Consider the following 25,023-nt stretch of genomic DNA (forward strand, 5'->3'; position numbering starts at 1 on the left):
AACCTCTCACGCCAGCGCCTAGCCTGATTGTCAACAATCTACTAAACCGACCTCATTGAAGGGGGTGCCCGTGAACGACTCACCCGACGCCGCCTACGTCACCGCACTAGGACCCGACGAAACCGCAGGACGGGCCGCTCCCGGCCTGGCTCGATACCCCGATGTCCCGAACAGCACGCCGATCACGTTCACCGACGAGGAGTACGCAGCCCGGCTCGCTGCCGTCCGAGAGCGGATGGCAGCGCAGAACCTCACCGCACTCATCGTCACCGATCCCGCGAACCTCTACTACCTGCTCGGGTACAACGCGCTCTCGTTCTACACCCCGCAGATGCTGTACGTCCCGCTCGAGGGAGAGATGTACTTCTTCGCCCGCGAGATGGACGCCAACGGTGCGTTTCGCACATCGTGGCTGCCGCAGGATCGGACGTTCGGCTACCCCGAAACGTTCGTGCAGCGCAAGGACACTCACCCATTCGTCTGGGTCGCCGCGAAGCTGCGCGAACTGGGGCTGGTGAACAACTTCGAGCACGGCCAGGTGGGTCTGGAGATGGACTCGTACTACTTCAGCCCCAAGGCATTCGAGGCTCTGGTGAAGTCGCTGCCCGAATACCGATTCACCGACTCCTACGAGCTCATCAACTGGGTCCGAGTGGTCAAGTCGCCCGCGGAGATCGCCCTGATGCGCGGTGCTGCGAAAGTCTGCGAGTCGGCCATGTCGGCTGCGTACCAGTCGATCTCGGTCGGTGAGCGGCAGTGCGACGCGGCCGCAGCCATCATGAACGCACAGGTGCGCGGCACCGAGGACTTCGGCGGCGACCATCCGGCCATCGTCCCGATGCTGCCCACCGGTGCCGGAGCCGACACCCCACACCTGACCTGGTCGCATCAACCCTTCGTGCGGGGCGAGACCACCGTCGTCGAACTGGCCGGAGTGTTTCGCCGCTACCACATCCCGATGGCACGCACGATCGTGCTCGGAAAGCCCAGTCCGCGTTTGGATTACCTCGCCAAGTCCACCGGGGAAGCATTGAACGACGTGCTCGCAACCGTACGGGCAGGCGTCACAGCCACCGAGCTGGCGCAGGTGTGGAACACCAGCCTGGCCAAGCACGGACTGCACAAACCGTCACGCATCGGTTACTCGATCGGCATCGCCTACGCACCCGACTGGGGTGAGCGCACCGTGAGCCTGCGCACCGACGACGAGACGGTGCTCGCCGAGAACATGACCTTCCACATCATCGGCGGAATGTGGATGGACGACTACGGATACGAGGTATCCGAAGCCGTTCGCGTCACCGACAACGGCCTCGAAACCTTCACCGCATACCCCCGAGAACTACTGACGAAGGAGTGAGCATGACCGCATCAACGAAGGGTCGTTCCGCAGGCTCCACTCCTGCCACGAAGGGTCGTTCCGCAGGCTCCACTCCTGCCACCCAAAGTCGTTCCGCAGGCTCCACTCCTGCCACACCGAGTCGTTCCGCAGGCTCCACTCCTGCCATTCCCTGGGCCCTGCGGACCGACAAGCTGGTGGGGTCGGTGATCGATTCCTCGACATCGCTGCTCGCTGCACAGAAGCACGACATCGTTCGATTCGCAATGGGATCTCCTGCCGCCGAGACGGTTCCGGCCGCTGCGTTCACCGACATCGCCGGCAGCGTGCTCACCGCGGACGCGTTCGATTACGGTGCCACCGAGGGCGATCCGGGCTTGCTCGACGCGTTGCTCACCTATCTCGATTCGGTGGGTGAACCCACGACGGAGGAGCGGGTGGTGATCACCTCCGGCGGGATGCAGGGTCTCGACATCGCATGCAAGCTGTTCATCGATCCGGGCGACCTGGTGATCGTCGAAAGTCCCACGTACACCAACGGAACCGCCACCGTGCTCAGCTACGGAGGCGACATTCTCGAGGCCCCGATGGACAGTGACGGTCTCATCGTCGAGGCGTTGCCCGAGCTCGTCGAGCGTGCGGGTCGAGTGCCGAAGATGATCTACGTGATCCCCAACTTCCAGAACCCGTCCGGGGTCACCCTGTCGCTCGAGCGTCGTCGGCTGCTCATCGAGCTGGCGCACACGTGGGGATCGGTGATTCTGGACGACGATCCGTACGGTCTACTCCGCTTCTCGGGTGATCCGATTCCCAGTTTCGGCACGCTCAGTCCCAACGACCCGTTGATCTTCTCGGTGCGGACCTTCTCCAAGATGATCGCCCCTGGCCTGCGAGTGGGGTGGGTTGACGCTGCGCCCGAGGCACGGCAGTTGATCGTCAACGCCAAACAGGCCATGGACACGTGCACCAATCTGCCCGGTCAGCGGATGGTGGCCGAGTACATTCGGCGCGGCCTGCTCGACGAGCATCTTAGATCGTTGGCCTCGGTGTACCTGCCCCGCAAGGTCGCGATGCAGAACAGCATCGAAAAATACTTCGGCGAGTCGATGTCGACAACGGACCCCGAGGGAGGGTTCTTTCTCTGGGCCACGTTGCGCGGCAACGACGTCGACTTCTCGACGCAGGACCTGTTCGAGACGGCGCTGGCCGAGGGCGTTGCCTACATACCCGGGCCGGCGTTGTCGGTGGGTGGGAAGTTCCACGATTCGTTGCGGCTGTGCTTCGCCTCGTCGACGCCCGAACGCATCGACGAGGGAATCCGACGACTGGCGGCCGCGGTGGAGAAGTCCAAGCACCTGCTCGCCTCCGATCCCACCCGATGACCGTTTCGACTTCCGAACGCGCTCTTCTCGGTTCGATCGACGAGCACGAGATCGTCTCTCTGACTGCGGCATTGATCGACGCCGGCGGCGAGAACCCAGGAGACACGGAGGAAAATACTGCGAAGGTGCTCGCCGAGCACTGTCGGGCACTGGGATTCGACGTTCGGACCGTCGAGGTGGCTCCGGGCCGGCCCAACGTCATCGTGTCCATCGGATCCGACGAGCGGCCGGGAGTTCTGTTCGTCGGTCACTCCGACGTGGTTCCGGCGGGGTCGGGCTGGACCACCGATCCCTTCTCCGCCGTGGTTCGAGACGGCCGGATCATCGGCCGCGGGGCCTGTGACATGAAAGGCGGCCTGGCCGCAGTGGTTGCGGCGATGACCGCAGTGCACCGTGCCGGTCTCGCGGACGAGTATCCGATGACCTTGGCGTGTCTGGTCGACGAGGAGGACACCGGTCTCGGTATCCGAGCGTTCGTCGCCGCGTCGTCGCAACGGAATTACAGCTGTTGCGTGGTGGCAGAGCCGACGGACCTGGTCACCATCGTCGGATGCCGAGGCGCGACGAACCTCGAGATCGAGGTTCGTGGCCGATCCGCGCATGCGGGTCAGCCACGCAACGGAGCGAACGCCATCTCTGCTGCAGCACGCATCATCGGAATCATCGAGGGCTCCCAGGCCGAGCTGGACGCGAACCCCGACCCCGAACTGGGTCCGGCCACCTGGAATGTGGGGACGATAGCGGGAGGAACGGGCACTTCGATGGTCGCCGATCGGTGTGTCGTCACCGTCGACCGCCGTTTGTTACCCGGCGAAAGTGCCGCCGGCGTCGTCGGCGATCTGCGGGCACGCATCGAATCTGCGGAACTCACCGGGTCCGGTATCGACGTCGACATCGGTATCGCGATGGAAATGCCGGGCTTTCTGACCAGCGTGAACAACGGATTGGTCACTACCGCAGTGCAATCGGTTATCGACAGCGGATTTGGCCGTTCCACTGACATCTGGACGGCATCGTGCGATGGTGGTTTTGTGGCACAGCAGATGGGAATACCCACCGTCGTGCTCGGTCCGGGGGAGATCGAAGAACAAGCACATCGGCCGGACGAGTCCGTCGCCGTGCGGCAATTGACCGACAGCGCAAGGACGTACGCATTGATCGCCACCAGAATTGCTGCACTACCAGGACTTTAGCGCTGCCCGAGGGGGTTGGCCGAAACCCATGTTCTGCATCGCCGTAATGTCGAACGCTGCGAAGTACCACACCGACGCTCCACTTTGTCCACAAAAGCGAGAGGTATTTCGACCGTGACCGAAAAATCAGGGTCGGCAGGATCGCCGACCGGATATCCCCCGAGCACCGACACTCTGAGCCCGGACGAGACCAAGGTTCTGCATCGCGCCATCGGCGGATCCGCTCTCGGTAACGCCGTGGAGTGGTTCGACTACGCGGTGTACGGCTACCTGGCCGTGTACATCGCCGCAAACTTCTTCCCGTCCGAGGACGGGGGAGCGAGCCTGCTCTCCACCTTCGCCGTGCTGGCCGCGTCGTTCATCATTCGTCCCATCGGCGGCATCGTGCTCGGCCCACTCGGCGACCGCATCGGGCGTCAGAAGGTCCTGGTACTGACCGTCTCGATGATGACGTTGGCCACGGCGACGATCGGTGTGCTGCCCACATTCGACACCATCGGCATCGCCGCACCGTTACTGCTGCTCGTCTGCCGATTGGTGCAGGGCTTCTCCACCGGTGGTGAGTACGGTGGCGCAGCAGTGTTCATGGCCGAATACGCGCCCGACAAACGCCGCGGATTCTTCGGATCGTTCCTCGAATTCGGCACCCTCGCAGGAACCGTGGGCGGTGCCACCCTGTGCACCCTGCTCAACGTCGGGCTCGGCGACGAGACCATGGAGGCCTGGGGCTGGCGAATCCCGTTCCTGGTGACGCTCCCGTTGGGCATCGTTGCACTGTGGCTGCGGACCCGGCTCGAGGATTCACCGGTATTCGCCGAGGCCAAGGAAGACGGCGGCACGGTCGAAGAGGGTGCAGGCGGAGCCGTCACCTCACTCAAGGCCACCATGACGTACTGGCAGCGGATCCTGATCCTGATGGGATTCGTGTTGCTGCTCAACATCGCGTACTACACCGTGCTGACGTTCCTGCCGTCGTATCTCAGCGACACGTTGGGGCACAGCACGACTCAGTCCAACTTCACCCTCGTGGCCATCATGATTATCATGATGGCGATCATCAACCCGATCGGCGCTCTATCCGACCGGGTGGGCCGAAAGCCGTTGCTGCTGGCTGCCTGTGTCGGGTACTTCGTGTTCAGCGTTCCGCTGTTCCTGCTGATCATCAACACCGGATTGATCGGCCAGAGCATCGGCCTCCTCGGTCTCGGAGTGTTGCTGGTCATCATGTGCTCCTGTGTGTCGTCGACCCTGCCCGCGCTGTTCCCCACTCAGGTGCGCTACGGAGCGTTCGCCATCGGATACAACGTCTCGACGGCGCTCTTCGGCGGTACTGCTCCGCTGATCCTCACGTTCCTCATCGATCGAACCGGATCGAACCTGATTCCGGGTTGGTACATGATGATCGCGGCTGCCATCGCCTTCGTGCCGATTCTGCTGATGCCGGAAACGGCTGGGCGCTCGTTGCGCGGAACCCAGTGCCCCGGTGACAACGACGACGAGGTTGCGGCGTCCGGCGTCGAGCTCGTCGGATACAAGAAGAAGTAGCAGTGGCGCCGGTTCTCGTCGTTCTGCACGCCGGCGATCTTCCCGACGGACTCGACTCCGTTGCGGAGGTCGCCGACGTCCGGTACGCCACCGCCGATACCCTCGGCGATGCGGTCGACGGTGCCGACGCGTTGCTGCTGTGGGATTTCTTCTCTCCCGCAGTCGAATCGGCGTGGCCGCGCTGCGGCTCGCTGAAATGGATCCACATCGCCGCCGCAGGCGTCGACTCGTTGATGTTCGACGACCTGGTCGATTCCGATGTGATCGTGACCAATTCGCGGGGAGTGTTCGACCGACCGATCGCGGAGTTCGTGCTGGCCCAGATTCTGGCGTTCGCCAAGGACTCCGAACGTTCGCGCGCACTGCAACATTCGAAGGTCTGGCAGCACCGCGAGACCCGGCGCATCGACGGTGCCCACGCGATGATCGTGGGTACCGGTGCGATCGGCCGCGCCATCGCGAGCCTGCTGACAGCGGTGGGAATGTCCGTCTCGGGTGTGGGCAGGACGGCACGAGAGGGCGACCGAGATTTCGGCACCGTTCATGCCAGTGCCGATCTGGCGTCCGAGGTATCTCGGGCCGACTACCTGGTGCTGGTCGCCCCGCTGACCGATCTGACGAGGGGAATGGTCGACGATTCGGTGCTGGCCGCGATGAAACCCGGTTCACGCGTCGTGAACGTGGGCCGCGGTGAGTTGCTCGACACCGAGGCACTGCTGGCACACCTGGCAACCGGGCACATCGCAGGTGCCGCACTCGATGTGTTCGAGACAGAACCGCTCTCGGCCGACCATCCGTTGTGGACGGCCGAGAACGTGATCGTCACACCGCACATGAGCGGCGATGCCTCGGGGTGGAAGCAACGGCTCGCAGAGCTGTTCGTGGACAACGCACTTCGGCATTTCCGAGGCGAACCGCTGCGCAATGTCGTGGACAAGAAACTCGGCTTCGTGCCGACCTGAGCGGAGACTCAGTAGGCCCGCTCGTACTGCTGTGCCACGGCCGGGAGCATCTCGACGCCGAGTTCGCGGGCGGCGCGCCGTGGCCAGTACGGATCACGCAGCAGCTCGCGTGCCAGCAGCACGGCCGTTGCCTCGCCCTGTGAGACGATCTCCTCGGCCTGCTTGGGTTCGGTGATCATGCCGACCGCAGCGGCGGGCATCGTGGTCTCGTTCTGGATTCGCCGTGCGAACGGAACCTGGTAGCCGGGACCGACCGGAATCTTGGCGTGCACGTTACCTCCGGTCGAGGTATCGACCAGATCCACTCCGTGTTCGGTGAGGATCTGCGACAACGCAACAGTCTGATCCGACGTCCAGCTCGGGGCCTCCAATTCGGCTGTGTTTCCAGCGTTCTCGCTGTTCTCGGGTTCGTCGAGCCAATCCGTCGCCGACAGTCGTACGAAGACCGGCAGCTCTGCAGGCCACACCTCACGCACGGCGTCGACGACCTCGATCAGCAGACGCGTGCGGCCCGCGAAATCCCCGCCGTACGAGTCGGTACGGGTGTTGCTGGCAGGAGACAGGAATTGGTGCAACAGGTAGCCGTGCGCACCGTGGATCTCGGCTACCTGGAACCCTGCTTTCACTGCGCGCTGCGCGGCAGTACGGAAGTCCTCGACGATCTTCGCGATGTCCTCGGCCGTCGCCTCTCGTGGGGTCGCGTAGTCACCGAATGCCACTGCCGACGGGCCGACGGTCTCCCAGCTTCGGGAGTCATCGGCAGGCAAGGACTTGCCACCCAGCCAGGGAGCAGCGGTCGAGGCTTTGCGCCCCGCGTGAGCGAGCTGGATGCCCGGGACGGTTCCGAAGGACGAGATCTCGGCGACGATCTTCGCCAATGCATCGGCCTGGGTGTCGTTCCAGATGCCCAGGTCCGACGGGCTGATGCGGCCCTCGGGGCTCACTGCGGTGGCTTCGGTGATGATCAGTCCGGCACCGCCGATCGCCCGGCTCACCAGGTGGGTGCGATGCCAGTCGCCCGCGACGCCGACATCGTCGCCCGCCTCGTCGGCCGAGTACTGGCACATCGGTGCCATCCACACCCGATTCGGGAAGGTGACAGTGCGCAGGGTCAGAGGCTCGAACAGGACACTCACAAGTGGTTCCTCCGGTCTTCGGGCAGCATCGACGGTCGGTCGACGATCTTCACGCTGTGCTGCAACGACGCGGCGATGCCGCTCATTCCCGGCCCCTATTAGTGTGTAGTTCATGACAGCTTCCGTCTCGGCCGAACCGGTGACCACGACAGCCGACGAGCGCGAGAACGTGCACGCCGCAGCGCGCCGAGCGCGCACCGCATCACGGGCGCTCGCACTGCTGACGACCGCAGAGAAGGACGCTGCGCTGCATGCCGCGGCAGACGCTGTGGTCGCTGCGGCGGAGTCGGTACTCGCCGCGAACGCAGTCGACATCGAGAACGCGCGAGCGGCCGGTACCGATGAGGGGCTGCTGGACCGTCTACGGCTGACTGCGTCGCGCATCGACGGCATCGCGGCCGGGTTGCGGCAGGTGGCCGGGTTGCCCGATCCGATCGGCGAGATCATTCGCGGTTCGACGTTGCCCAACGGGCTCGAGATTCGGCAACTGAGAGTTCCGCTCGGAGTCGTCGGCATGGTCTACGAGGCTCGGCCCAACGTCACCGTCGACGCGTTCGGCCTCGCGTTCAAGTCCGGCAACGCGGTGCTCCTTCGCGGTTCGTCGTCGGCGGCACAGTCCAATGCGGCGTTGGTCGAGGCACTGCAGGGAGCGTTGCGCGAACACGGTCTGCCCGAGGCGGCGGTGCAGCTTCTGGGGAGTGCCGACCGTGCCACGGTCACCCACCTCATTCAGGCCCGCGGACTGGTGGACGTGGTGATCCCGCGCGGTGGAGCGGGTCTGATCGCTGCGGTCGTGCGCGACGCCACGGTCCCGACCATCGAGACCGGCGTCGGAAACTGCCACGTGTACATCCATTCCTCTGCCGATCCGGACACGGCCGAGAAGATCGTGCTCAACGCCAAGACCCGTCGAGTCAGCGTCTGCAACGCCGCCGAGACCGTGCTGGTCGACGCTGCGATCGCCGAGACCATGGTTCCGCGGTTGCTCCAGGCATTCCAGATGCACAGCGTCACGGTGCACGGGGACCTGCCCGGGCTCGTGCCTGCACACGACGAGGACTGGTCGCAGGAGTACCTCTCACTCGACATCGCGCTGAAGGTGGTGGACGGCATCGACGAGGCGATCGAGCACATCGACCGATACGGCACCGGCCACACCGAGGCGATCGTCGCCGCCGACATCCGGGCCGCGCGTGAGTTCACCCAGCGGGTCGATGCGTCCGCGGTCATGGTCAACGCCTCCACGGCGTTCACCGACGGCGAGCAGTTCGGCTTCGGAGCCGAGATCGGCATCTCGACTCAGAAGCTGCATGCGCGTGGACCCATGGGCTTGCCCGAATTGACCTCGACCAAGTGGACCGTGTGGGGCGACGGACACGTCCGAGACTGACACCCCTCGCAGTACCCGGCCAGACCCGATCATCAGGAGCTGTGACATGGATCGTGCCCTACCGACGACACCCCCGCTGTTCGCCAGCGTGGACGACGTCCAGAGGCGCCTGGCCGAGACGGGCTATCTGGCCGACAAGGCCACCGCCACCTCGGTGTTTCTCGCCGATCGCCTCGGCAAGCCGCTGCTGATCGAAGGGCCGGCGGGAGTCGGCAAGACCGAGCTGGCCCGCGCCGTCGCGCAGACGACCGGGGCCGAGCTGGTGCGGCTGCAGTGCTACGAGGGTGTCGACGAGGCCCGTGCGTTGTACGAGTGGAACCACGCCAAGCAGATCCTGCGCATCCAGTCCGGCACCGCTGCCGATTGGGACTCGACCAAGCTGGACGTGTTCTCCGAGGAGTTCCTGCTGGCGCGCCCGCTACTGCAGGCCATTCGCCGGACCGATCCCACGGTTCTGCTCATCGACGAGACCGACAAGGCCGACGTCGAGATCGAAGGACTGCTGCTCGAGGTACTCAGCGACTTCGCGATCACCATTCCAGAACTCGGCACGATCGTGGCCGAGCGGACGCCGTTCGTGGTGCTCACCTCCAACGCCACTCGTGAACTGTCCGAGGCCCTCAAGCGCCGCTGCCTGTTCCTGCACCTCGATTTTCCCGACGCCGATCTCGAGCGCCGGATTCTCGCCAGCAGGGTTCCCGAACTGCCCGAGGCCATCGCCGAGCAGATGATCAAGACCGTGCGGGTACTGCGCGCGATGCAGCTCAAGAAGTTGCCCTCGGTGGCCGAGACCATCGACTGGGGACGCACTCTGTTGGCGCTCGGTATGGACACCCTCGACGACGATGCGGTTCGCTCCACACTCGGTGTGGTGCTCAAGCATCAGTCGGACCAGGTCCGTGCAGCAGCCGAACTCCGGCTCAACTGACATGCAGGCCCCACACGGAATTCCCGGTCACCTCGTCGGTTTCGTCGACGCACTGCGTCGGCGTGGAATTTCGGTGGGGCCGTCGGAGACGGTCGATGCCGGACGCGTCCTGTCGGTTCTCGATCTGCTCGATCGAGAAGCCGTTCGCGAGGGTCTGGCCTGTGCGCTGCTGCGCCGTCCGACGCATCGCGGAGTGTTCGACGCCCTGTTCGACCTGTGGTTTCCGGTGGCATCGGGCACCAGGGACTCGGGGCAGATCGATACCGCGCTGCCGCGCACCGACGCCGGCGACGTCGACATCGATGCGCTCCGCGAGCTGTTGGTGGATCTGCTCTCGGACGATTCGGCCGAGGCCGCGGAGTTGACCCGGATGCTGGCGGCGCAGATGGTCGAGGAGCTCGGACAGTACAAGTCCTCCAACGGGCCGTCGTTCTCGGCATATCAGGCGCTGCGCGACGTTGCGCCCGAAACCTTGCTGCGCAAGATTCTCGACGGATTGCTCGGGCGCAGCGACGACGCACCCGATCGTCCCACCGACGACTACGAGTCCGAGGTTGCCAAACGCACTGCAGCGCAACGTATCGCGGACCTGCGCAAGATGATCGAGAGCGAGACGAGGCGTCGGTCGGCAGAAAAGCTGGGCCGTGAGCGAGTAGCGAGCTACGGGGTGCCCAAGCTCGCGGAGGAAGTCGATTTCCTGCGGGCCTCGGACACGGAGATGGCGGCGCTGCGACGCAACGTCACACCACTTGCCCGATTGTTGGCATCGCGACTCGCGGTGCGGCGCAGCCGAAGCAGGCACGGCTCCATCGACCTGCGTCGGACGTTGCGCAAGTCGATGTCCACCGGCGGCATCCCGATCGATCTGGTCGAACGCAAGCCTCGGCGGGCACGCCCCGAACTGGTTGTGCTGTGCGATGTATCGGGGTCGGTGGCAGGATTCAGCAATTTCACTCTGCTGTTGGTGCACGCACTGCGAGAGCAGTTCTCGCGCGTACGCATCTTCGCGTTCATCGATTCCACCGACGAGGTCACCCAATTCTTCGATTCCGGTTCCGACCTCGGAGCCGCGATGAGCCGCATCATCCGCGAGTCCGATCTCGTGACGTACGACGGACACTCGGACTACGGCCATGCATTGACGACGTTCGACGAGAAGTACGCGCATGCGGTCACCAGTCGCAGCTCGGTGCTGATTCTCGGTGACGCCCGCACCAATTACCGCGAACCGAAGCTGCCCGCGTTGGCGCACATCGTGTCGGTCGCCAAGCATGCGTACTGGCTCAATCCCGAACCGAAATCGCAGTGGGGTTCCGGCGATTCGGCGGCCAAGGTGTACTCCGACGTGATCGCGATGCACGAGTGCCGATCGGCTCAGCAGCTCGCCACCGTGGTCTCGCGTTTGCTGCCGGTGTGAGGCGTGTGACGCCCAGCGGCACCTCGGACGTAGAATCGGCGGTTGTGCAGCGCGAATCCGACTCCGGCGACGACACCGGTGGGCAGCCCGTCCGCCGTTTGGGCGTGATGGGTGGCACCTTCGACCCGATTCACCACGGGCACCTCGTCGCAGCCAGCGAAGTGGCGAACAAGTTCGGCCTGGACGAGGTCATCTTCGTCCCGACCGGAAACCCGTGGCAGAAGGAAGGCAAGTCGGTCAGTCCGGCAGAGGATCGCTACCTGATGACCGTCATCGCGACGGCGTCCAATCCGCGTTTCTCGGTCAGCCGAGTCGATGTGGATCGGGAGAAGTCGACCTACACGGTCGACACACTGCGTGATCTGCGATCGCAGCATCCCAATGCCGAGCTGTACTTCATCACCGGGGCGGACGCGCTCGAGTCGATCCTCACGTGGCAGAACTGGGAGGAGCTGTTCGAGCTCGCCAAGTTCGTCGGTGTCTCACGTCCCGGGTTCGAGCTCGGCGTCGAACATCTCGCCAACCACCTTCGATCGTTGCCCGCGGACACTCTCACATTGATGGAAATCCCGGCACTCGCGATATCGTCGACGGACTGTCGACTTCGAGCCGGTGAGAATCGGCCGGTCTGGTACCTCGTACCGGATGGCGTCGTGCAATACATCTCGAAGAGGAATCTCTACAGACCACGAGGCGCTCAGCGTCTCGACGGATCCGTCACCATGTCGGAACCAGCGCCCCAGAAGAAGCAACCGGCAGGGTCGGTCACCAGCGCAATGACCGCGAACCCGAGCCATACGAGTGGGAGTACACCGAAGTGACTGCAACAGCCGAAGCCGCCGAGATGGCGCGGATCGCCGCGCTCGCAGCCGACGACAAACTGGCCGGCGACGTGGTGATTCTCGACGTGTCCGATCAGCTCTACATCACCGATTGCTTCGTCATCGCCTCTGCGCCGAACGAGCGTCAGGTCAACGCGATCGTGGAGAACATCGAGGATCAGCTGCGTGAGGCCGGACACAAGCCGGTCCGCCGCGAGGGCACCAGAGAAGGCCGTTGGGCGCTGTTGGACTACTCCGACATCGTCGTGCACGTTCAGCACAACGAAGAGCGGAACTTCTATGCACTCGAGCGGTTGTGGAAGGACTGCCCGACCATCGAGGTTCCCGGTCTCGGCCAGCATCCGGCGGCTCCGGAATCGGAGCAATGATCAGACGGCTCATCCTGCTTCGGCACGGTCAGACGGAATACAACGCCACCGACCGCATGCAGGGTCAGCTCGACACCGATCTGTCCGAACTCGGCCGCAGTCAGGCGAAGACGGCCGCCGCCGAACTGGCGACGCGTGAGCCGATCAAGATCGTCTCGTCGGATCTGCGGCGCGCGCTGGACACCGCGAACGCGCTCGGAGATGCAGCCGGCATGGCGGTGTCGGTGGACGAGCGTCTGCGCGAGACCCATCTCGGTCAGTGGCAGGGACTTACCCACACCGAGGTCGACGACATCGCCCCCGGTGCACGGCCGGCCTGGCGCGCCGACGCCACCATCGCCCCACCCGGTGGGGAGAGTCGCATCGACGTCGCCCGACGCAGTGTGCCGCTGGTTCGTGAACTCGCGGCAGGCGTCCCCGAGTGGGGTGCCGACGGCAACGAGCGCCCGCTCGTCCTCGTCGCACACGGAGGTCTGATCGCGGCACTGACCGCCGCGCTGCTCGATCTGCCGACCGATCGCTGGCCGGTGCTCGGAGGCCTCGCGAACACCAGCTGGGTTCAGCTCGGTGCGCACGGACCCGGCGAGAACCCGTCCTGGCGACTGGACGTGTGGAACGCCTCGGCGCGGGTGGCCAGTGACGTCCTCTGAGACGGCGCGACCCGCGCTGCTCGTGCTCGCGGACTCGTTGAGCTACTACGGACCCGAGGGCGGCCTACCCGTCGACGACCCGCGGCTCTGGCCCAATCTCGTTGCGGCGGAACTCGGTTGGACGGTCGAGTTGGTTGCGCGGATCGGCTGGACGAGTCGGGACGCGTGGTGGGCTCTGACCCAGGACCCGCGAGTGTGGGCAGTCATTCCCCGTGCCGGTGCCGTCGTGCTCGGAATCGGCGGCATGGATTCACTCCCGTCGCCGTTGCCGACTGCGCTCCGGGAGCAGATCAGATACGTCCGACCGCCTGCCCTCCGGCGCGTGGTTCGCGCGGGATACCAAGCGGTACAACCTGTTCTGTCGCATCTCGGTTGGCCCGTGGCACTGCCGCCACGGCTCAGCGTCGAGTATCTTGAACAGACCCGCGCGGCACTGGCGTACGTGCGTCCCGAACTTCCCGTCATCGGTACCTATCCGTCCGTGCACCGCTGCGATGCCTACGGCAAGGTGCACTCGGGTCGCGAACCAGCCGTTCGCGCGCTGCGTGCCTGGAGCGCGGACAGGAACGTCCCGATGGTCGACCTCGCCGACGCCGTACGACCGAACATCGAGTCCGAGAACGCGAACCCCGACGGCATCCACTGGGGATGGGACGCCCACATCGCGGTCGCCGACGCGATGCTGGAGGTCCTGCGACCCGTCGCCGCCGGAACGTCGACCGAATTGCCATGACCGTCGCCGTCGTCACCGACTCCTCGTCCTGCCTGCCGGCCACACTCGCTGCCGAGCGAGGGATTGCGATGGTGCCACTGCATGTGCTGGTCGACGGGATCGACCATCGCGAGGGCGTCGACGACATTCCCGAGCAGTCCACCTCGGGCAAGCCGGTGACCACCGCGGGGGCCTCTCCGGGCGAGCTGACCGAGGTCTATGCCGCGACGCTCGAACGCAGCCGAGGTGCCGGTGTGGTGGCCTTGCACATCTCCCGGGGACTGTCGAGCACGTGGGAGGCAGCCCGCCAGGCCGCAGAGCACGTGGGCTCGGCCGTCCGAGTCGTCGATTCCGCCTCGGCCGGAATGGGACTCGGCTTCGCGGTGCTGGCCGCGGCGGACACGGCCGCCGGGGGAGCAGAACTGGACGAGGTGTACCGCGACGCCGTCGCCGCGTCGACGGCGTCGAGATGCTTCATCGTCGTCGACCGACTCGACCACCTGCGACGGGGAGGCCGAATCGGCGCAGCCGCGGCCTTGCTCGGCACTGCACTGGCCATGAAGCCGGTGCTGCACATCAGCGACGGCAAACTGGTGTTGAAGGAGAAGGCGCGGACCTCGTCCAAGGCGCTGAACAAGCTGGTCGACGCCGCCGTCGTTGCCGCGACCGAGGTCGGTGACGAATCGGGGGTTGCGCTCGCGGTGCACCACATGCAGTGCCCGGAGCGAGCCGAGGACGTAGCCGCGATGCTGGCCTCCCGAATTCCGCACTCGACCAGCATCGACGTCTACCCCTTCGGCGCCGTTCTCGGCGCTCATGTCGGCCCCGGCGCGGTCGGTGTGGTCGTGGCTCCGGGACGCCGATAGTCGGGTCGAGTCCTCGGTCGATCCACAGCCTCAGGGTTTGTACACAGGGCAATCGGCGACCTGCGTTCGTCGGTGAGTGAACCGATCGCGGGCACTAGCGTCCTCGAGCATGGGCGGCAACGACGATCGGGCGCACACGGTGGCGCGATTGAACTCCGTGCGCAGACAACACGATTCCGCCCACGATCGCGTCGGGCCCGAGGATTCGCGATCCGACGCCGGGTCCACAGAACCGGATTGGCTGCTGCCGGAAGCACAACGAACCGGCACCCCGTGGTCGACCCTGCTGCCATCGCGGTGGCGATCTGCCCGCGTCGACCCGGGGAAACAGGGGGCAGTGGCGATGGCGGCGGCCGGGGTCTTCGTCGTGCTGGTGGCGGGATTCGCGGTGTTTCGAGACGCACCGACTCCGGCACCTGCGCCGCCGCTCGCTGTGGTCGCGACCGACACGGTGGATACCGATGGAACGGTGGATACCGACGACGCAGTCGATTCTGGTCCGAGCGCCGAGGGCGAACTCGTGGTGAGCGTCGTCGGACTCGTGACGCGCCCCGGATTGGTTCGGCTGCAACCGGGTTCGCGAGTCGCCGACGCCGTGGCCGCGGCAGGTGGCGCAGTCGAGGGTGCCGACTTGCTGGCGCTGAACATGGCCGCGCGAGTCGCCGACGGTGATCAGATCGTCGTCGGAGTCGTGCCGCCGGAGGCAGCTCCACCGGTGAGCAGTACGACATCCGAAGTCGGCACATCGACAGGCGGTAGCGACGGCGCACCGGCCGGTGTCGGAGGTTCCGCGCCCGGCGGGACGGTGGACCTCAATGCCGCGACCGTCGCGGAACTGGACGCGTTGCCCGGGGTCGGGCCGGTCACCGCAACCTCGATCGTCGGTTGGCGAGAGATCAATGGCCGCTTCTCAACTGTGGATCAGCTGTCCGAGGTGGACGGTATCGGGCCCGGCAGACTGGCGAAGATCCGAGACCTGGTGCATGTCGGGTGACCACCGATACCGCGTCGGCCGGTGCGCCGCAGACCGAGGATCGTCTGCCGTTCGATGTGCGTCTGGTTCCGGCCGCTGCGGTGTGCTGGTCGATCACCGCGATCGGAATTCGCGGAGGACCCGGTGCTGCCCTCGCTGCCACCGCGTCGGCGGTTGCGGTGGTGCTGGTCGTCGCAGTAGCACTGCACGGGTTGGCGATTCGGCACGCCTGGCCGGGGCCGAGTCGGTCCGGTGCGGTCGCGGTGATCGTGCTGGCGTTGTGCTTCGGGGGAGCGACCTGGCTCCAGATGCGCTCGTTGGCAGAACATCCCGTCGCTGCGGCGGCGGAGAACCGGGCGTGGGTGACCGCGTCGGTGCGGCTGGAGGAGGATCCACGCCTGCTGTTGTCGGCCGGGCCCTCGATGGTGATGACGAAGGCCGAGATGACTCGCGTGGACGTCGGCGGTGAGGCGCTGTACGTGGGCGGACGGGTGTCGATCATCGCCCCGGAATCGAGTTGGTCGGCATTGCTGCCGGGCCAGGAGGTCACCGTGCGGGGCAGGCTCGGTGTGCCGCTTCGACCGGACATGAGCGTGGCCGTCATCCGCACTTCGGGTCCGCCCGTCACCGTGAACGAGCCCGGGGCGATCTCTGCTACCGCCGGCACCTTCCGGTCGAATCTGGCTGCGGTTGCGCAGAATTCGATGCCACCGGATCGTGCAGGTCTGCTACCCGGTCTCGTGGTCGGGGACGTTTCCCGGTTGGACGAGACGGTCACCGAGAACTTCCGGGCGGCCGGGCTGACGCATTTGACAGCTGTGTCGGGCGCAAATTTCTCCATCGTGATCGGGGCGGTTCTGTTGGTGCTGCGAGGAATCGGAATCGGTCCCCGCGCAACGGTCGCGGTGGCGTTCGTCGTACTCGTGGCCTTCGTGATCGTGGCCCGGCCGTCGCCGAGTGTGGTGCGGGCGGCAGTGATGGGGTCGATCGGTCTGGTGGCGTTGGTCACCGGCCGACGAAGGCAGGCGGTTCCGGCGCTGTGCGGCGCGGTGTTGGGTTTGCTCGCGTGGTGGCCGAGGCTGGCGGTGGATGTCGGATTCGTACTGTCGGTGTTCGCCACCGCGGGGCTCGTGCTCGTCGCTCCGATCTGGGTCGACTGGCTTCGCGCACGTGGGTGGCCGAGGGCGGCAGCGGAGGTGGTGGCGGTCGCAGCGGCGGCACACGCGGTGACGGCACCGGTGGTCGCGGCCATGACCGGAACGTTCAGCGTGGTGGGCGTCGCAGCGAATGTGTTGGCGGCACCGGTCGTCGCTCCGATCACGGTGGTGGGGATCGTCACAGCAGTGATCGCCACCGTCAGCGGGTCGCTCGCGGAAGTGGTGGCGCAGCTGGCGTCCGCACCACTGTGGTGGTTGATCGCGGTGGCGGAGGAGGCTGCGTCGGTGCCGGTAGCGGGCGTTGTGGTCCCCGACGGCGTCCGGGGCGCAGCGTTGGCAGCGTTGTCGACTGCCGCCCTGCTGACGGCCCTGCGTTTCATCGTGTTCCGGTGGGTGGCCGCGGCGGTGGCCCTGGCGGCACTCGCATTGTGGACGGCGCACGTTCTGTGGTGAGTGCTCGGACTTCGAGCGGATGGTCGCAGTGTCGGCCACGCATGGCACGATCATGGTCGTGACTTCGAGTGTGGCTCCTCTGCATCTGGTTCTCGGCGACGAGGAACTTCTGATGGATCGCGCGGTAGCCGCGATCGTGGCTCAGGTGCGTGCGAATGCTGCGATTCCGGGGGAGGATCTGCCGGTCACGCGGTTGCGCACCGGTGATGCCAGTGCCCCGGAACTCGCCGAACTGCTCAGTCCCTCGCTGTTCGCCGAGGACCGTGTTCTCGTGCTCGAGGCCGCAGCCGAGGCAGGCAAGGACGCTGCCGCGCTGGTACTCGACGCCGCTACCGATCCGCCCGAGGGTGCTGTGGTGGTGGTTATGCACTCCGGCGGCGGCCGGGCCAAGGCGATGGTCGGTGCATTGCAGAAATGCGGAGCACAGGTGCACGAGTGCGCCAAGCTCACCAAGCCCGCCGAACGCATCGACTTCGTCCGCGGAGAATTTCGTACCGCAGACGTCCGGGTGAGCGGCGACGTCATCGAGGCGGTCGTCGAGTCCGTCGGCAACGAACTTCGTGAACTTGCCTCGGCGTGTTCGCAATTGGTCTCCGACACCGGCGGCAAGGTGGACCTCGCCGCGGTGCGTCGCTACTACTCCGGCAAGGCCGAGGTCTCCGGATTCGACGTCGCGGACAAAGCAGTGATCGGTGACCGTGCCGGCGCTCTGGAGGCTCTACGTTGGGCGATGCACCGGGGCGTGGCGCACGTGCTGCTCGCCGACGCGTTGGCCGATGCCGTTCGCACCATTGCGCTGGTGGGCTCGGCGGGCCGCGGCGACCCCTTCCGAATGGCAGGGGAGCTGGGTATGCCGCCGTGGAAGATCAAGAAGGCGCAGGGTCAGGCGCGCGGCTGGAACGGCCGATCGATCGCACAGGCGCTGCGCGTTGTCGCGCAGCTCAATGCCGACGTCAAAGGTCAAGCAGCGGATGCTGACTACGCGGTGGAGAGAGCAGTGGCCGAGGTCGCATCACTGGGTAGGTGACGTCGGCAGAGTGCAGAGAGCACGAAAAAGCCCGCCGCATCCTGGTCGGATGCGGCGGGCTCGATCGAGCTCAGTGATGTATCAGAGCTTGTTGACTGCGAGAGCCAGTGCCGACTTCTTGTTGGCTGCCTGGTTCTTGTGGATGACGCCCTTGCTGGCTGCCTTGTCGAGCTTGCGGCCTGCATCGAGAAGAATCTCGGAAGCCTTGTCCTTGTCGCCCGCAGCCTGTGCCTCGCGGAACGAGCGGATGACGGTACGAAGCGAGGACTTCACCGACTGGTTGCGCAGGCGTGCACGCTCGTTGGTGAGAATCCGCTTCTTCTGGGACTTGATATTGGCCACGCGTAAAATCCTTGTCGTCTTCGTCGGTATTCCGGTCAGGGCGATCCATGCTGGAATGCCCGAAGTCTGCTGCTGAGCGTTGGAGCCCTGCGCCGAAGATCGAGAATACCAGCACGGTCGGCCAGAACCCAATCCGGAGTGGGGTGACGATGCGTTTCAAGAAATTAACGCTTCTACCGCGCCTAACTCCTGTCTCTGTAGCAACATGGCCAGAATGAGTCCGCGATCGGCAACGCCTGCCACCACCAAGGCCAAAGCGACCAAAACCAAGACAGCGGATCGTGTCGAACCCGAAGCCGACGGAGTGTTCGGAGGGTATTCCGACGTCGGAAAGTACAGTCTCGCCTTCGACGAGATGTTCGACGCGGACGGGCGCACCCGAACTCCGTACAAGGGCATCCACACCGCACTCGCCCCGGCGAACGCGGTGGACCTGGACGCGAGATCCGACGCGCTGGGACGAGCCTTCATCGACCAGGGCATCACGTTCTCCCTGTCCGGTCAGGAACGCCCCTTCCCGCTCGACCAGGTTCCCCGCGTCATCGCAGCAGGGGAATGGTCACGACTCGAGCGCGGCATCAAGCAGCGTGTCAAAGCCCTCGAGATGTTCCTCGCCGACATCTACGGCGACCAGGAAATTCTGCGCGACGGCGTGGTACCCAAGCGGCTGGTGACCTCCTGCGAGCATTTCCACCGCGAAGCGGTCGGCATCACGCCACCCAACGGTGTGCGCATCCACGTCGCCGGCATCGACCTCGTCCGTGACGCTCAGGGCACCTTCCGAGTGCTGGAGGACAACCTGCGGTCGCCGTCGGGCGTGTCCTACGTGATGGAGAACAGGCGGACCATGGCCCGGGTGTTCCCCGACCTGTTCGCCAGCCACCGCGTCCGCGCCGTCGGCGATTACGCCTCGCACCTGCTGCGAGCACTGCGCGCATCCGCCGCCCTCAACGAGGCCGACCCGACTGTGGTGGTTCTCACTCCAGGCGTGGCCAACTCGGCGTACTTCGAGCACTCGTTGCTCGCGCGACTGATGGGTGTCGAACTCGTCGAAGGACGAGACCTGTTCTGCCGAGACAACATCGTCTACATGCGCACCACCGAGGGCGAGCGTCAGGTCGACGTCATCTACCGACGTATCGACGACGACTACCTCGACCCCATGCAGTTCCGTCCCGACTCGGTGCTGGGAGTGGCAGGTCTGGTCAACGCCGCCCGCGCAGGCAACGTCGTCATCTCGAGTGCCGTCGGAAACGGCGTCGGCGACGACAAGCTCGTCTACACCTACGTTCCGACGATCATCGATTACTACATGGGCGAGAAGCCGTTGCTGGCCAACGTCGATACGTTCCGGTGCTGGCTCGACGACGAGTGCGAGGAAGTTCTCGACCGCATCGACGAACTGGTCATCAAGCCGGTGGAAGGCTCGGGCGGCTACGGCATCGTCTTCGGACCCGACGCCTCACCGAAGGAACTCGCGACGATCAGCAAGAAGGTTCGCGCGGATCCGCGCGGCTGGATCGCGCAGCCCGTCGTGCAGCTCTCGACGGTGCCGACCAAGATCGGCGACCGTTTGGTACCACGCCACGTCGACCTACGGCCGTTCGCTGTCAACGACGGCGACGACGTCTGGGTGTTGCCCGGCGGTCTCACTCGGGTCGCGTTGCCGGAGGGTTCCTTGGTGGTCAACTCGAGCCAGGGCGGCGGCAGCAAGGACACCTGGGTTCTGGCCACCCGAACGTCTCAGGAGGAGCAGGAGCTCGCAGGCGAGGAGATCGTCAGCGTTCCGCCGGAGTCACCGATGGCCGAACAAGGCCCCGAGCTGACGATGGACCAGCAGATGAATCAGCAACAGCAACAGCAACAGCAGCAAGCAACGAACTCGGACTCGAACGGCGGTGGACAGTAAATGCTCGCGCGCAACGCAGAGTCGCTCTACTGGATCGGGCGGTACGTCGAGAGAGCGGACGACACGGCCCGCATTCTCGACGTCACCGTCCACCAGCTTCTCGAAGACGCCACGGTCGATCCCGACCACACCTCGCGAGTGTTGTTGCGAGTGCTCGGGTTCAAGCACGAGCCGGACGTCTCGCTCGACGTGTGGTCGCTCACCGAGGTCGTCGCCTTCAGCCGAGACGGATTGGGTTCGATCGTGGACTCACTGTCGAGCGCGCGCGAGAACGCCCGCGGTGCGCGTGAAGTCACGTCCAGTGAGATGTGGGAGTGCTTGAACACCACGTACAACGGGTTGAACGAGCGCATCAGGGCGTCCAAGCGCACCGGCCCGGCCGAGTTCTTCAGCTACATCGAGGAGCGCGCCGCGATGTTCGCCGGTCTCGCGGACTCCACCCTCAGTCACGACGACGGCTATCGCTTCCTCCTGCTCGGTCGCTCGGTCGAGCGCATCGACATGATCGTTCGGTTGTTGCTCTCGCGAGCCGGTGACCGGCCGTCGTCGCCGGCGTGGGTCACTGTGCTTCGCTCCGCCGGTGCCCACGACACCTACCTGCGCACCTACCGCGGCGCGCTCGACGCCCAGCGAGTTCTCGAATTCATGTTGTTGGACAGGCTCTTTCCGCGATCGGTGTTCTACGCACTCAACGAGGCGGAACGTTCGCTGGATCAGCTCGACCATCAGCCCAACAGTCGAGTCGGTGCGCGCGCCGAAGCGCAGCGCCTACTCGGTCGCGCTCGTAGCGAACTCGAATTCCTCCGTCCCGGGGAAATTCTCGACGATCTGCAGGAGCGCCTGCTCTCTCTGCAGGAAACCTGCCGTGAGCTCGGTGATGCGATCTCCAAGCAGTATTTCCACGCCGCTCCGTGGGTTGCGTGGACGGACGCCGGCTCCGGAACATTCGAAGATCAATTGGAAGGTGAACTGTGAGCTGGCGTATGCGTGTCGTGCACACCACGGGCTATCAGTACGACGCACCGGTGACGTCGTCGTACAACGAGGCTCGGTTGACGCCGCGAAGTGACAATCGGCAGAACGTGATTCTGAACCGAGTCGAGACCAACCCGGTGACGCGTTCCTATCGCTACACCGACTACTGGGGCACTGCGGTGACGGCGTTCGACCTGCACGCACCGCACACGGAGCTCGAGGTCACCGGATCGTCGGTGGTCGAGACCGATCCCTTCGTCTACCCGGACGAGAACGCCTCCTGGGAAGAACTCGCGAGCGATCCGGTCATCGACCGTTTCAACGAGGTCCTCGACAACACCGAGTACGTGCCGAAGAACAGGCAACTCGCGTCGGTGGCGAAGAAGCTGTCGAAGGGCCTACCGCCGCAGGAATCGGTGGTCGAGATCTCCAACTGGGTCAACCAGGAGATGTCCTACGTGCCGGGAACCACCGGCGTGCACACCTCGGCCGTGGAAGCGTGGTCGGAGAAGAAGGGCGTCTGCCAGGACTACGCCCACCTGACGCTGCTGATGCTGCGCAGCGTCGGCATCCCCAGCCGGTACGTCTCGGGCTACCTGCACCCGAAGAAACAGGCCGCGATCGGTGCGACGGTGGAAGGCCAGAGCCACGCCTGGATCGAGGCCTGGACCGGTGCGTGGTGGGGCTACGACCCGACCAACGCCATCGCCGTCAACGAGCAGCACGTGTCGGTCGGACTCGGCCGCGACTACGCCGACGTCCCCCCGCTCAAGGGCATCTTCTCCGGCGGCGGTTCGACGGCTCTCGACGTGGTCGTGGAAATCACGCGGTTGGCTTGAGCTCGGTGCGCGTTGTGCGCCCTTTCATGGGCGCACAACGCGCACACATCAGTTCCAGCCGAAGTCGCGGCGCAGTCTGTTTGCCACGGAATCGAATTGGGGCTTGCTCAGAATTGCGCCCTCGCGTCGGATACCGTCCTCGGGCACGTCGAGAACTCGATCCAGGCGAATCCAGCTCGGTCGGCCCTCGGCGTCCCAGGCCCCGGACCCGATCGACTGCCAGTCACGGTCTCCGTCGCGGCTGCTCTGGCTCGACAACATCAGGCCGAGCAGATCGTCGCCCTCGCGTCCGATGACCAACACCGGGCGGTCTTTGCCCTGGCTGGCATCCTCCTCGTACGTGACCCAGGTCCAGACGATTTCGCCGGGGTCGGCTTTGCCGTCCAGGTCGGGGGAGTACTCGATGGTGCGGGCTCGTTGTGCCGTAGGCCTGGTCTGCGACGCCACCGGACGCCCCGGACGAGGAGTCGGGGCGGATGTGCGCGTGGCCGTCCCGCTGATCGCGTCCTTGCCCTTCTGCACGGCACCGGACTTCTGCAATTGACGCAGTAGCCGAGGGCCCTCGCGCATCGCGATCTTGCCCAGTTCCTTGCCGAATCTGCTCCAGTTGCCAGCCATGCGGCGAGTGTAGCGATGCAGACGCTGCTGCTCATCGCCCGAACCGCGGCGACGTGAACACCCGAGTCGGACAGCCGGGGACGGCGCACCGTTCTCGGCGTGGGACGATAGAGAAACCCGTTCGCTCATTTCGAACACGCCAGCCGAAGGATACGAGTGCCCAGCTTCGCCGACACGACGTTCACCGATCCGTCCAGGATCAGGAACTTCTGCATCATCGCCCACATCGACCACGGTAAGTCGACGCTGGCCGACCGGATGTTGCAGCTCACGGGCGTCGTCGACGACCGGTCGATGCGCGCGCAGTACTTGGACCGGATGGACATCGAGCGCGAGCGCGGCATCACCATCAAGGCGCAGAACGTGCGACTTCCGTGGGTCGTCGACGGTGACGAATTTGTCCTGCACCTCATCGACACGCCCGGCCACGTCGACTTCACCTACGAGGTATCGCGCGCACTCGAGGCCTGCGAAGGGGCAGTGCTGCTCGTCGACGCTGCGCAGGGCATCGAGGCGCAGACGCTGGCCAATCTGTACCTCGCTCTCGACAAAGAGCTCACCATCATCCCGGTGCTCAACAAGATCGACCTGCCGGCCGCCGACCCGGACCGCTACGCCGCCGAGATCGCCCACATCATCGGGTGCGAGGCCGACGACGTTCTGCGCGTGTCCGGCAAGACCGGTGTCGGCGTCGAGGAATTGCTCAACGAGGTCGTCAAGCTGGTTCCGGCCCCGGTCGGCAATCCGGACGGGCCGGCCCGCGCGATGATCTTCGACTCGGTCTACGACACCTACCGCGGCGTTGTCACCTACGTCCGCGTCGTCGACGGTGCCCTGAATCCCCGTGAGAAGGTCACGATGATGTCGACCGGCTCGACCCACGAGCTGCTCGAGGTCGGCATCGTCTCGCCCGATCCCAAGGCCACCAAGGGCCTGGGCGTCGGCGAAGTGGGATACCTGATCACCGGAGTGAAGGACGTCCGTCAGTCCAAGGTCGGCGATACCGTCACCACCTTCCGCAAGGGCGCGACCGAGCCGCTGACCGGCTACCGTGAGCCCCGTCCCATGGTGTACTCGGGCCTCTACCCGCTCGACGGTTCGGATTACCCCGACCTGCGCGACGCTCTGGAGAAGCTGCAGCTCAACGATGCTGCACTGACGTACGAGCCCGAGACTTCGGTGGCGCTCGGATTCGGCTTCCGCTGCGGCTTCCTCGGGCTGCTGCACATGGAGATCACCCGCGAGCGGCTCGAGCGAGAGTTCAACCTGGACCTGATCTCGACCTCGCCGAACGTCGTCTACCGCGTCGAGATGGAAGACGGTGCCGAGCACATCGTCACCAACCCGTCGTACTGGCCCGAGGGCAAAGCGCGCGAGGTGTTCGAGCCGATGGTCAAGTGCACCATCATCTCGCCGAGCGAGTTCATCGGTTCCATCATGGAACTGTGCCAGGGACGACGTGGCGAACTCGGCGGCATGGATTACCTGTCCGAGACCCGCGTGGAACTGCGTTACACCATTCCGATGGCCGAGATCATCTTCGACTTCTTCGACATCCTGAAGTCGCGGACACGCGGATACGCCAGCCTCGACTACGAGGAGATCGGCGAGCAGAGCGGAGCGCTCGTGAAGGTCGACATCCTGCTGCAGGGTGAGGCCGTCGACGCGTTCTCGGCGATCGTGCACAAGGACGCTGCTGCTGCCTACGGCAACAAGATGACGACCAAGCTCAAGGAACTGATTCCGCGTCAGCAGTTCGAGGTGCCGATCCAGGCCGCCATCGGATCTCGCATCATCGCCCGCGAGAACATCCGCGCGATCCGCAAGGACGTTCTGGCCAAGTGCTACGGCGGCGATATCAGCCGTAAGCGCAAGCTGCTCGAGAAGCAGAAAGAGGGTAAGAAGCGTATGAAGACGATCGGTCGCGTCGAGGTACCGCAGGAAGCCTTCGTCGCCGCGTTGTCCTCGGAATCTTCCTCGGACAAGCCGAAGAAGTAGGG

General features: G+C 65.2%; 23 protein-coding genes. 20 read left to right on the forward strand and 3 right to left on the reverse strand.

The features are described from left to right. Positions 1-145: 145 nt before the first annotated feature. The 5 genes from ABZ677_RS05650 (at position 146) to ABZ677_RS05670 (ending at position 6,421) form a co-directional block, all read left to right on the forward strand. Positions 146-1,360, forward strand: a complete 1,215-nt coding sequence (locus ABZ677_RS05650; protein WP_255138617.1) for a Xaa-Pro peptidase family protein — start codon at positions 146-148, stop codon at positions 1,358-1,360. Next, positions 1,357-2,721 carry a PLP-dependent aminotransferase family protein gene (locus ABZ677_RS05655; protein WP_256986563.1) on the forward strand — a complete coding sequence of 455 codons (1,365 nt, stop codon included), beginning with the start codon at positions 1,357-1,359 and terminating at the stop codon, positions 2,719-2,721. Before ABZ677_RS05650 ends, ABZ677_RS05655 begins: the two co-directional genes overlap by 4 nt. Further along, a complete protein-coding gene (locus tag ABZ677_RS05660) occupies positions 2,718-3,914 on the forward strand; it encodes a M20 family metallopeptidase (RefSeq protein ID WP_358367308.1) in 1,197 nt (398 codons plus the stop codon). The genes ABZ677_RS05655 and ABZ677_RS05660 overlap by 4 nt, the downstream gene beginning before the upstream one ends. Before the next feature lie 114 nt (positions 3,915-4,028). After that, complete coding sequence (locus tag ABZ677_RS05665) at positions 4,029-5,459, forward strand: MFS transporter (RefSeq protein WP_358367311.1); 1,431 nt, start codon at positions 4,029-4,031, stop codon at positions 5,457-5,459. 2 nt (positions 5,460-5,461) lie between these two features. Continuing rightward, the gene (locus tag ABZ677_RS05670) at positions 5,462-6,421 is read left to right on the forward strand and encodes a D-2-hydroxyacid dehydrogenase (RefSeq protein ID WP_358367314.1); all 960 of its coding nucleotides are present in this window, start codon (positions 5,462-5,464) and stop codon (positions 6,419-6,421) included. An 8-nt stretch (positions 6,422-6,429) separates the two neighbouring features. Here ABZ677_RS05670 and ABZ677_RS05675 read toward each other — a convergent pair whose 3' ends face one another. Then, entirely contained in the window at positions 6,430-7,557 is a 1,128-nt protein-coding gene (locus ABZ677_RS05675; protein ID WP_358367316.1) for an NADH:flavin oxidoreductase/NADH oxidase, read from the reverse strand. 112 nt (positions 7,558-7,669) lie between these two features. On the opposite strand from ABZ677_RS05675, the gene ABZ677_RS05680 reads away from it, so the two are divergent. The 11 genes from ABZ677_RS05680 to holA all read left to right on the forward strand — a co-directional run bounded on the left by ABZ677_RS05680 (position 7,670) and on the right by holA (position 18,340). Next, positions 7,670-8,947, forward strand: a complete 1,278-nt coding sequence (locus ABZ677_RS05680) for a glutamate-5-semialdehyde dehydrogenase (protein WP_094741686.1) — start codon at positions 7,670-7,672, stop codon at positions 8,945-8,947. A 46-nt stretch (positions 8,948-8,993) separates the two neighbouring features. After that, entirely contained in the window at positions 8,994-9,875 is an 882-nt protein-coding gene (locus tag ABZ677_RS05685; RefSeq protein WP_037193103.1) for a MoxR family ATPase, read from the forward strand. Position 9,876: 1 nt separating this feature from the next. Then, a complete protein-coding gene (locus ABZ677_RS05690; RefSeq protein WP_358367320.1) occupies positions 9,877-11,292 on the forward strand; it encodes a VWA domain-containing protein in 1,416 nt (471 codons plus the stop codon). A gap of 98 nt (positions 11,293-11,390) precedes the next feature. Then, positions 11,391-12,113 carry a nicotinate-nucleotide adenylyltransferase gene (gene nadD, locus ABZ677_RS05695; RefSeq protein WP_255138616.1) on the forward strand — a complete coding sequence of 241 codons (723 nt, stop codon included), beginning with the start codon at positions 11,391-11,393 and terminating at the stop codon, positions 12,111-12,113. Then, complete coding sequence (rsfS, locus tag ABZ677_RS05700) at positions 12,110-12,502, forward strand: ribosome silencing factor (protein WP_037193100.1); 393 nt, start codon at positions 12,110-12,112, stop codon at positions 12,500-12,502. Before nadD ends, rsfS begins: the two co-directional genes overlap by 4 nt. Continuing rightward, positions 12,499-13,152: a histidine phosphatase family protein gene (locus ABZ677_RS05705; protein ID WP_358367324.1), complete on the forward strand. Its 654-nt coding sequence runs from the start codon at positions 12,499-12,501 to the stop codon at positions 13,150-13,152. The genes rsfS and ABZ677_RS05705 overlap by 4 nt, the downstream gene beginning before the upstream one ends. Then, positions 13,139-13,885 (forward strand): diglucosylglycerate octanoyltransferase, encoded by a 747-nt coding sequence (gene octT, locus ABZ677_RS05710; protein WP_037193095.1) that lies wholly within the window; start codon positions 13,139-13,141, stop codon positions 13,883-13,885. Before ABZ677_RS05705 ends, octT begins: the two co-directional genes overlap by 14 nt. After that, a complete protein-coding gene (locus tag ABZ677_RS05715) occupies positions 13,882-14,730 on the forward strand; it encodes a DegV family protein (protein WP_358367327.1) in 849 nt (282 codons plus the stop codon). Before octT ends, ABZ677_RS05715 begins: the two co-directional genes overlap by 4 nt. A 109-nt stretch (positions 14,731-14,839) precedes the next feature. Next, positions 14,840-15,724, forward strand: a complete 885-nt coding sequence (locus ABZ677_RS05720; RefSeq protein ID WP_358367330.1) for a ComEA family DNA-binding protein — start codon at positions 14,840-14,842, stop codon at positions 15,722-15,724. Next, the gene (locus ABZ677_RS05725; protein ID WP_358367333.1) at positions 15,721-17,313 is read left to right on the forward strand and encodes a ComEC/Rec2 family competence protein; all 1,593 of its coding nucleotides are present in this window, start codon (positions 15,721-15,723) and stop codon (positions 17,311-17,313) included. The genes ABZ677_RS05720 and ABZ677_RS05725 overlap by 4 nt, the downstream gene beginning before the upstream one ends. Positions 17,314-17,365: 52 nt before the next feature. Next, the gene (gene holA / locus ABZ677_RS05730; RefSeq protein WP_082323756.1) at positions 17,366-18,340 is read left to right on the forward strand and encodes a DNA polymerase III subunit delta; all 975 of its coding nucleotides are present in this window, start codon (positions 17,366-17,368) and stop codon (positions 18,338-18,340) included. 81 nt (positions 18,341-18,421) lie between these two features. On the opposite strand, the gene rpsT is transcribed toward holA, so the two are convergent. Further along, positions 18,422-18,682 (reverse strand): 30S ribosomal protein S20, encoded by a 261-nt coding sequence (rpsT, locus tag ABZ677_RS05735; RefSeq protein ID WP_027497522.1) that lies wholly within the window; start codon positions 18,680-18,682, stop codon positions 18,422-18,424. Between the two features lie 355 nt (positions 18,683-19,037). Here rpsT and ABZ677_RS05740 point away from each other — a divergent pair, with 355 nt between their 5' ends. From ABZ677_RS05740 to ABZ677_RS05750, 3 genes are read left to right on the forward strand one after another with little or no spacing between them, the layout of a single operon-like run. After that, positions 19,038-20,591: a circularly permuted type 2 ATP-grasp protein gene (locus ABZ677_RS05740; protein WP_230596371.1), complete on the forward strand. Its 1,554-nt coding sequence runs from the start codon at positions 19,038-19,040 to the stop codon at positions 20,589-20,591. After that, on the forward strand, positions 20,592-21,566 hold the full coding sequence (locus tag ABZ677_RS05745) for an alpha-E domain-containing protein (RefSeq protein ID WP_032394562.1): 975 nt from the start codon (positions 20,592-20,594) through the stop codon (positions 21,564-21,566). A gap of 8 nt (positions 21,567-21,574) precedes the next feature. After that, on the forward strand, positions 21,575-22,405 hold the full coding sequence (locus ABZ677_RS05750) for a transglutaminase family protein (protein WP_037193089.1): 831 nt from the start codon (positions 21,575-21,577) through the stop codon (positions 22,403-22,405). Positions 22,406-22,453: 48 nt separating this feature from the next. Here the strand turns inward: ABZ677_RS05750 and ABZ677_RS05755 are convergent, their stop codons facing one another. Continuing rightward, positions 22,454-23,023 carry a type II toxin-antitoxin system PemK/MazF family toxin gene (locus tag ABZ677_RS05755; RefSeq protein ID WP_358367338.1) on the reverse strand — a complete coding sequence of 190 codons (570 nt, stop codon included), beginning with the start codon at positions 23,021-23,023 and terminating at the stop codon, positions 22,454-22,456. A gap of 156 nt (positions 23,024-23,179) precedes the next feature. Between ABZ677_RS05755 and lepA the strand changes: the two genes are divergently transcribed. Further along, complete coding sequence (lepA, locus tag ABZ677_RS05760; protein WP_037193087.1) at positions 23,180-25,021, forward strand: translation elongation factor 4; 1,842 nt, start codon at positions 23,180-23,182, stop codon at positions 25,019-25,021. The last annotated feature ends 2 nt before the right edge of the window (positions 25,022-25,023 follow it).

The organism is Rhodococcus sp. NPDC006774 (genome assembly GCF_040636045.1).
Lineage (GTDB): Bacteria > Actinomycetota > Actinomycetes > Mycobacteriales > Mycobacteriaceae > Rhodococcoides.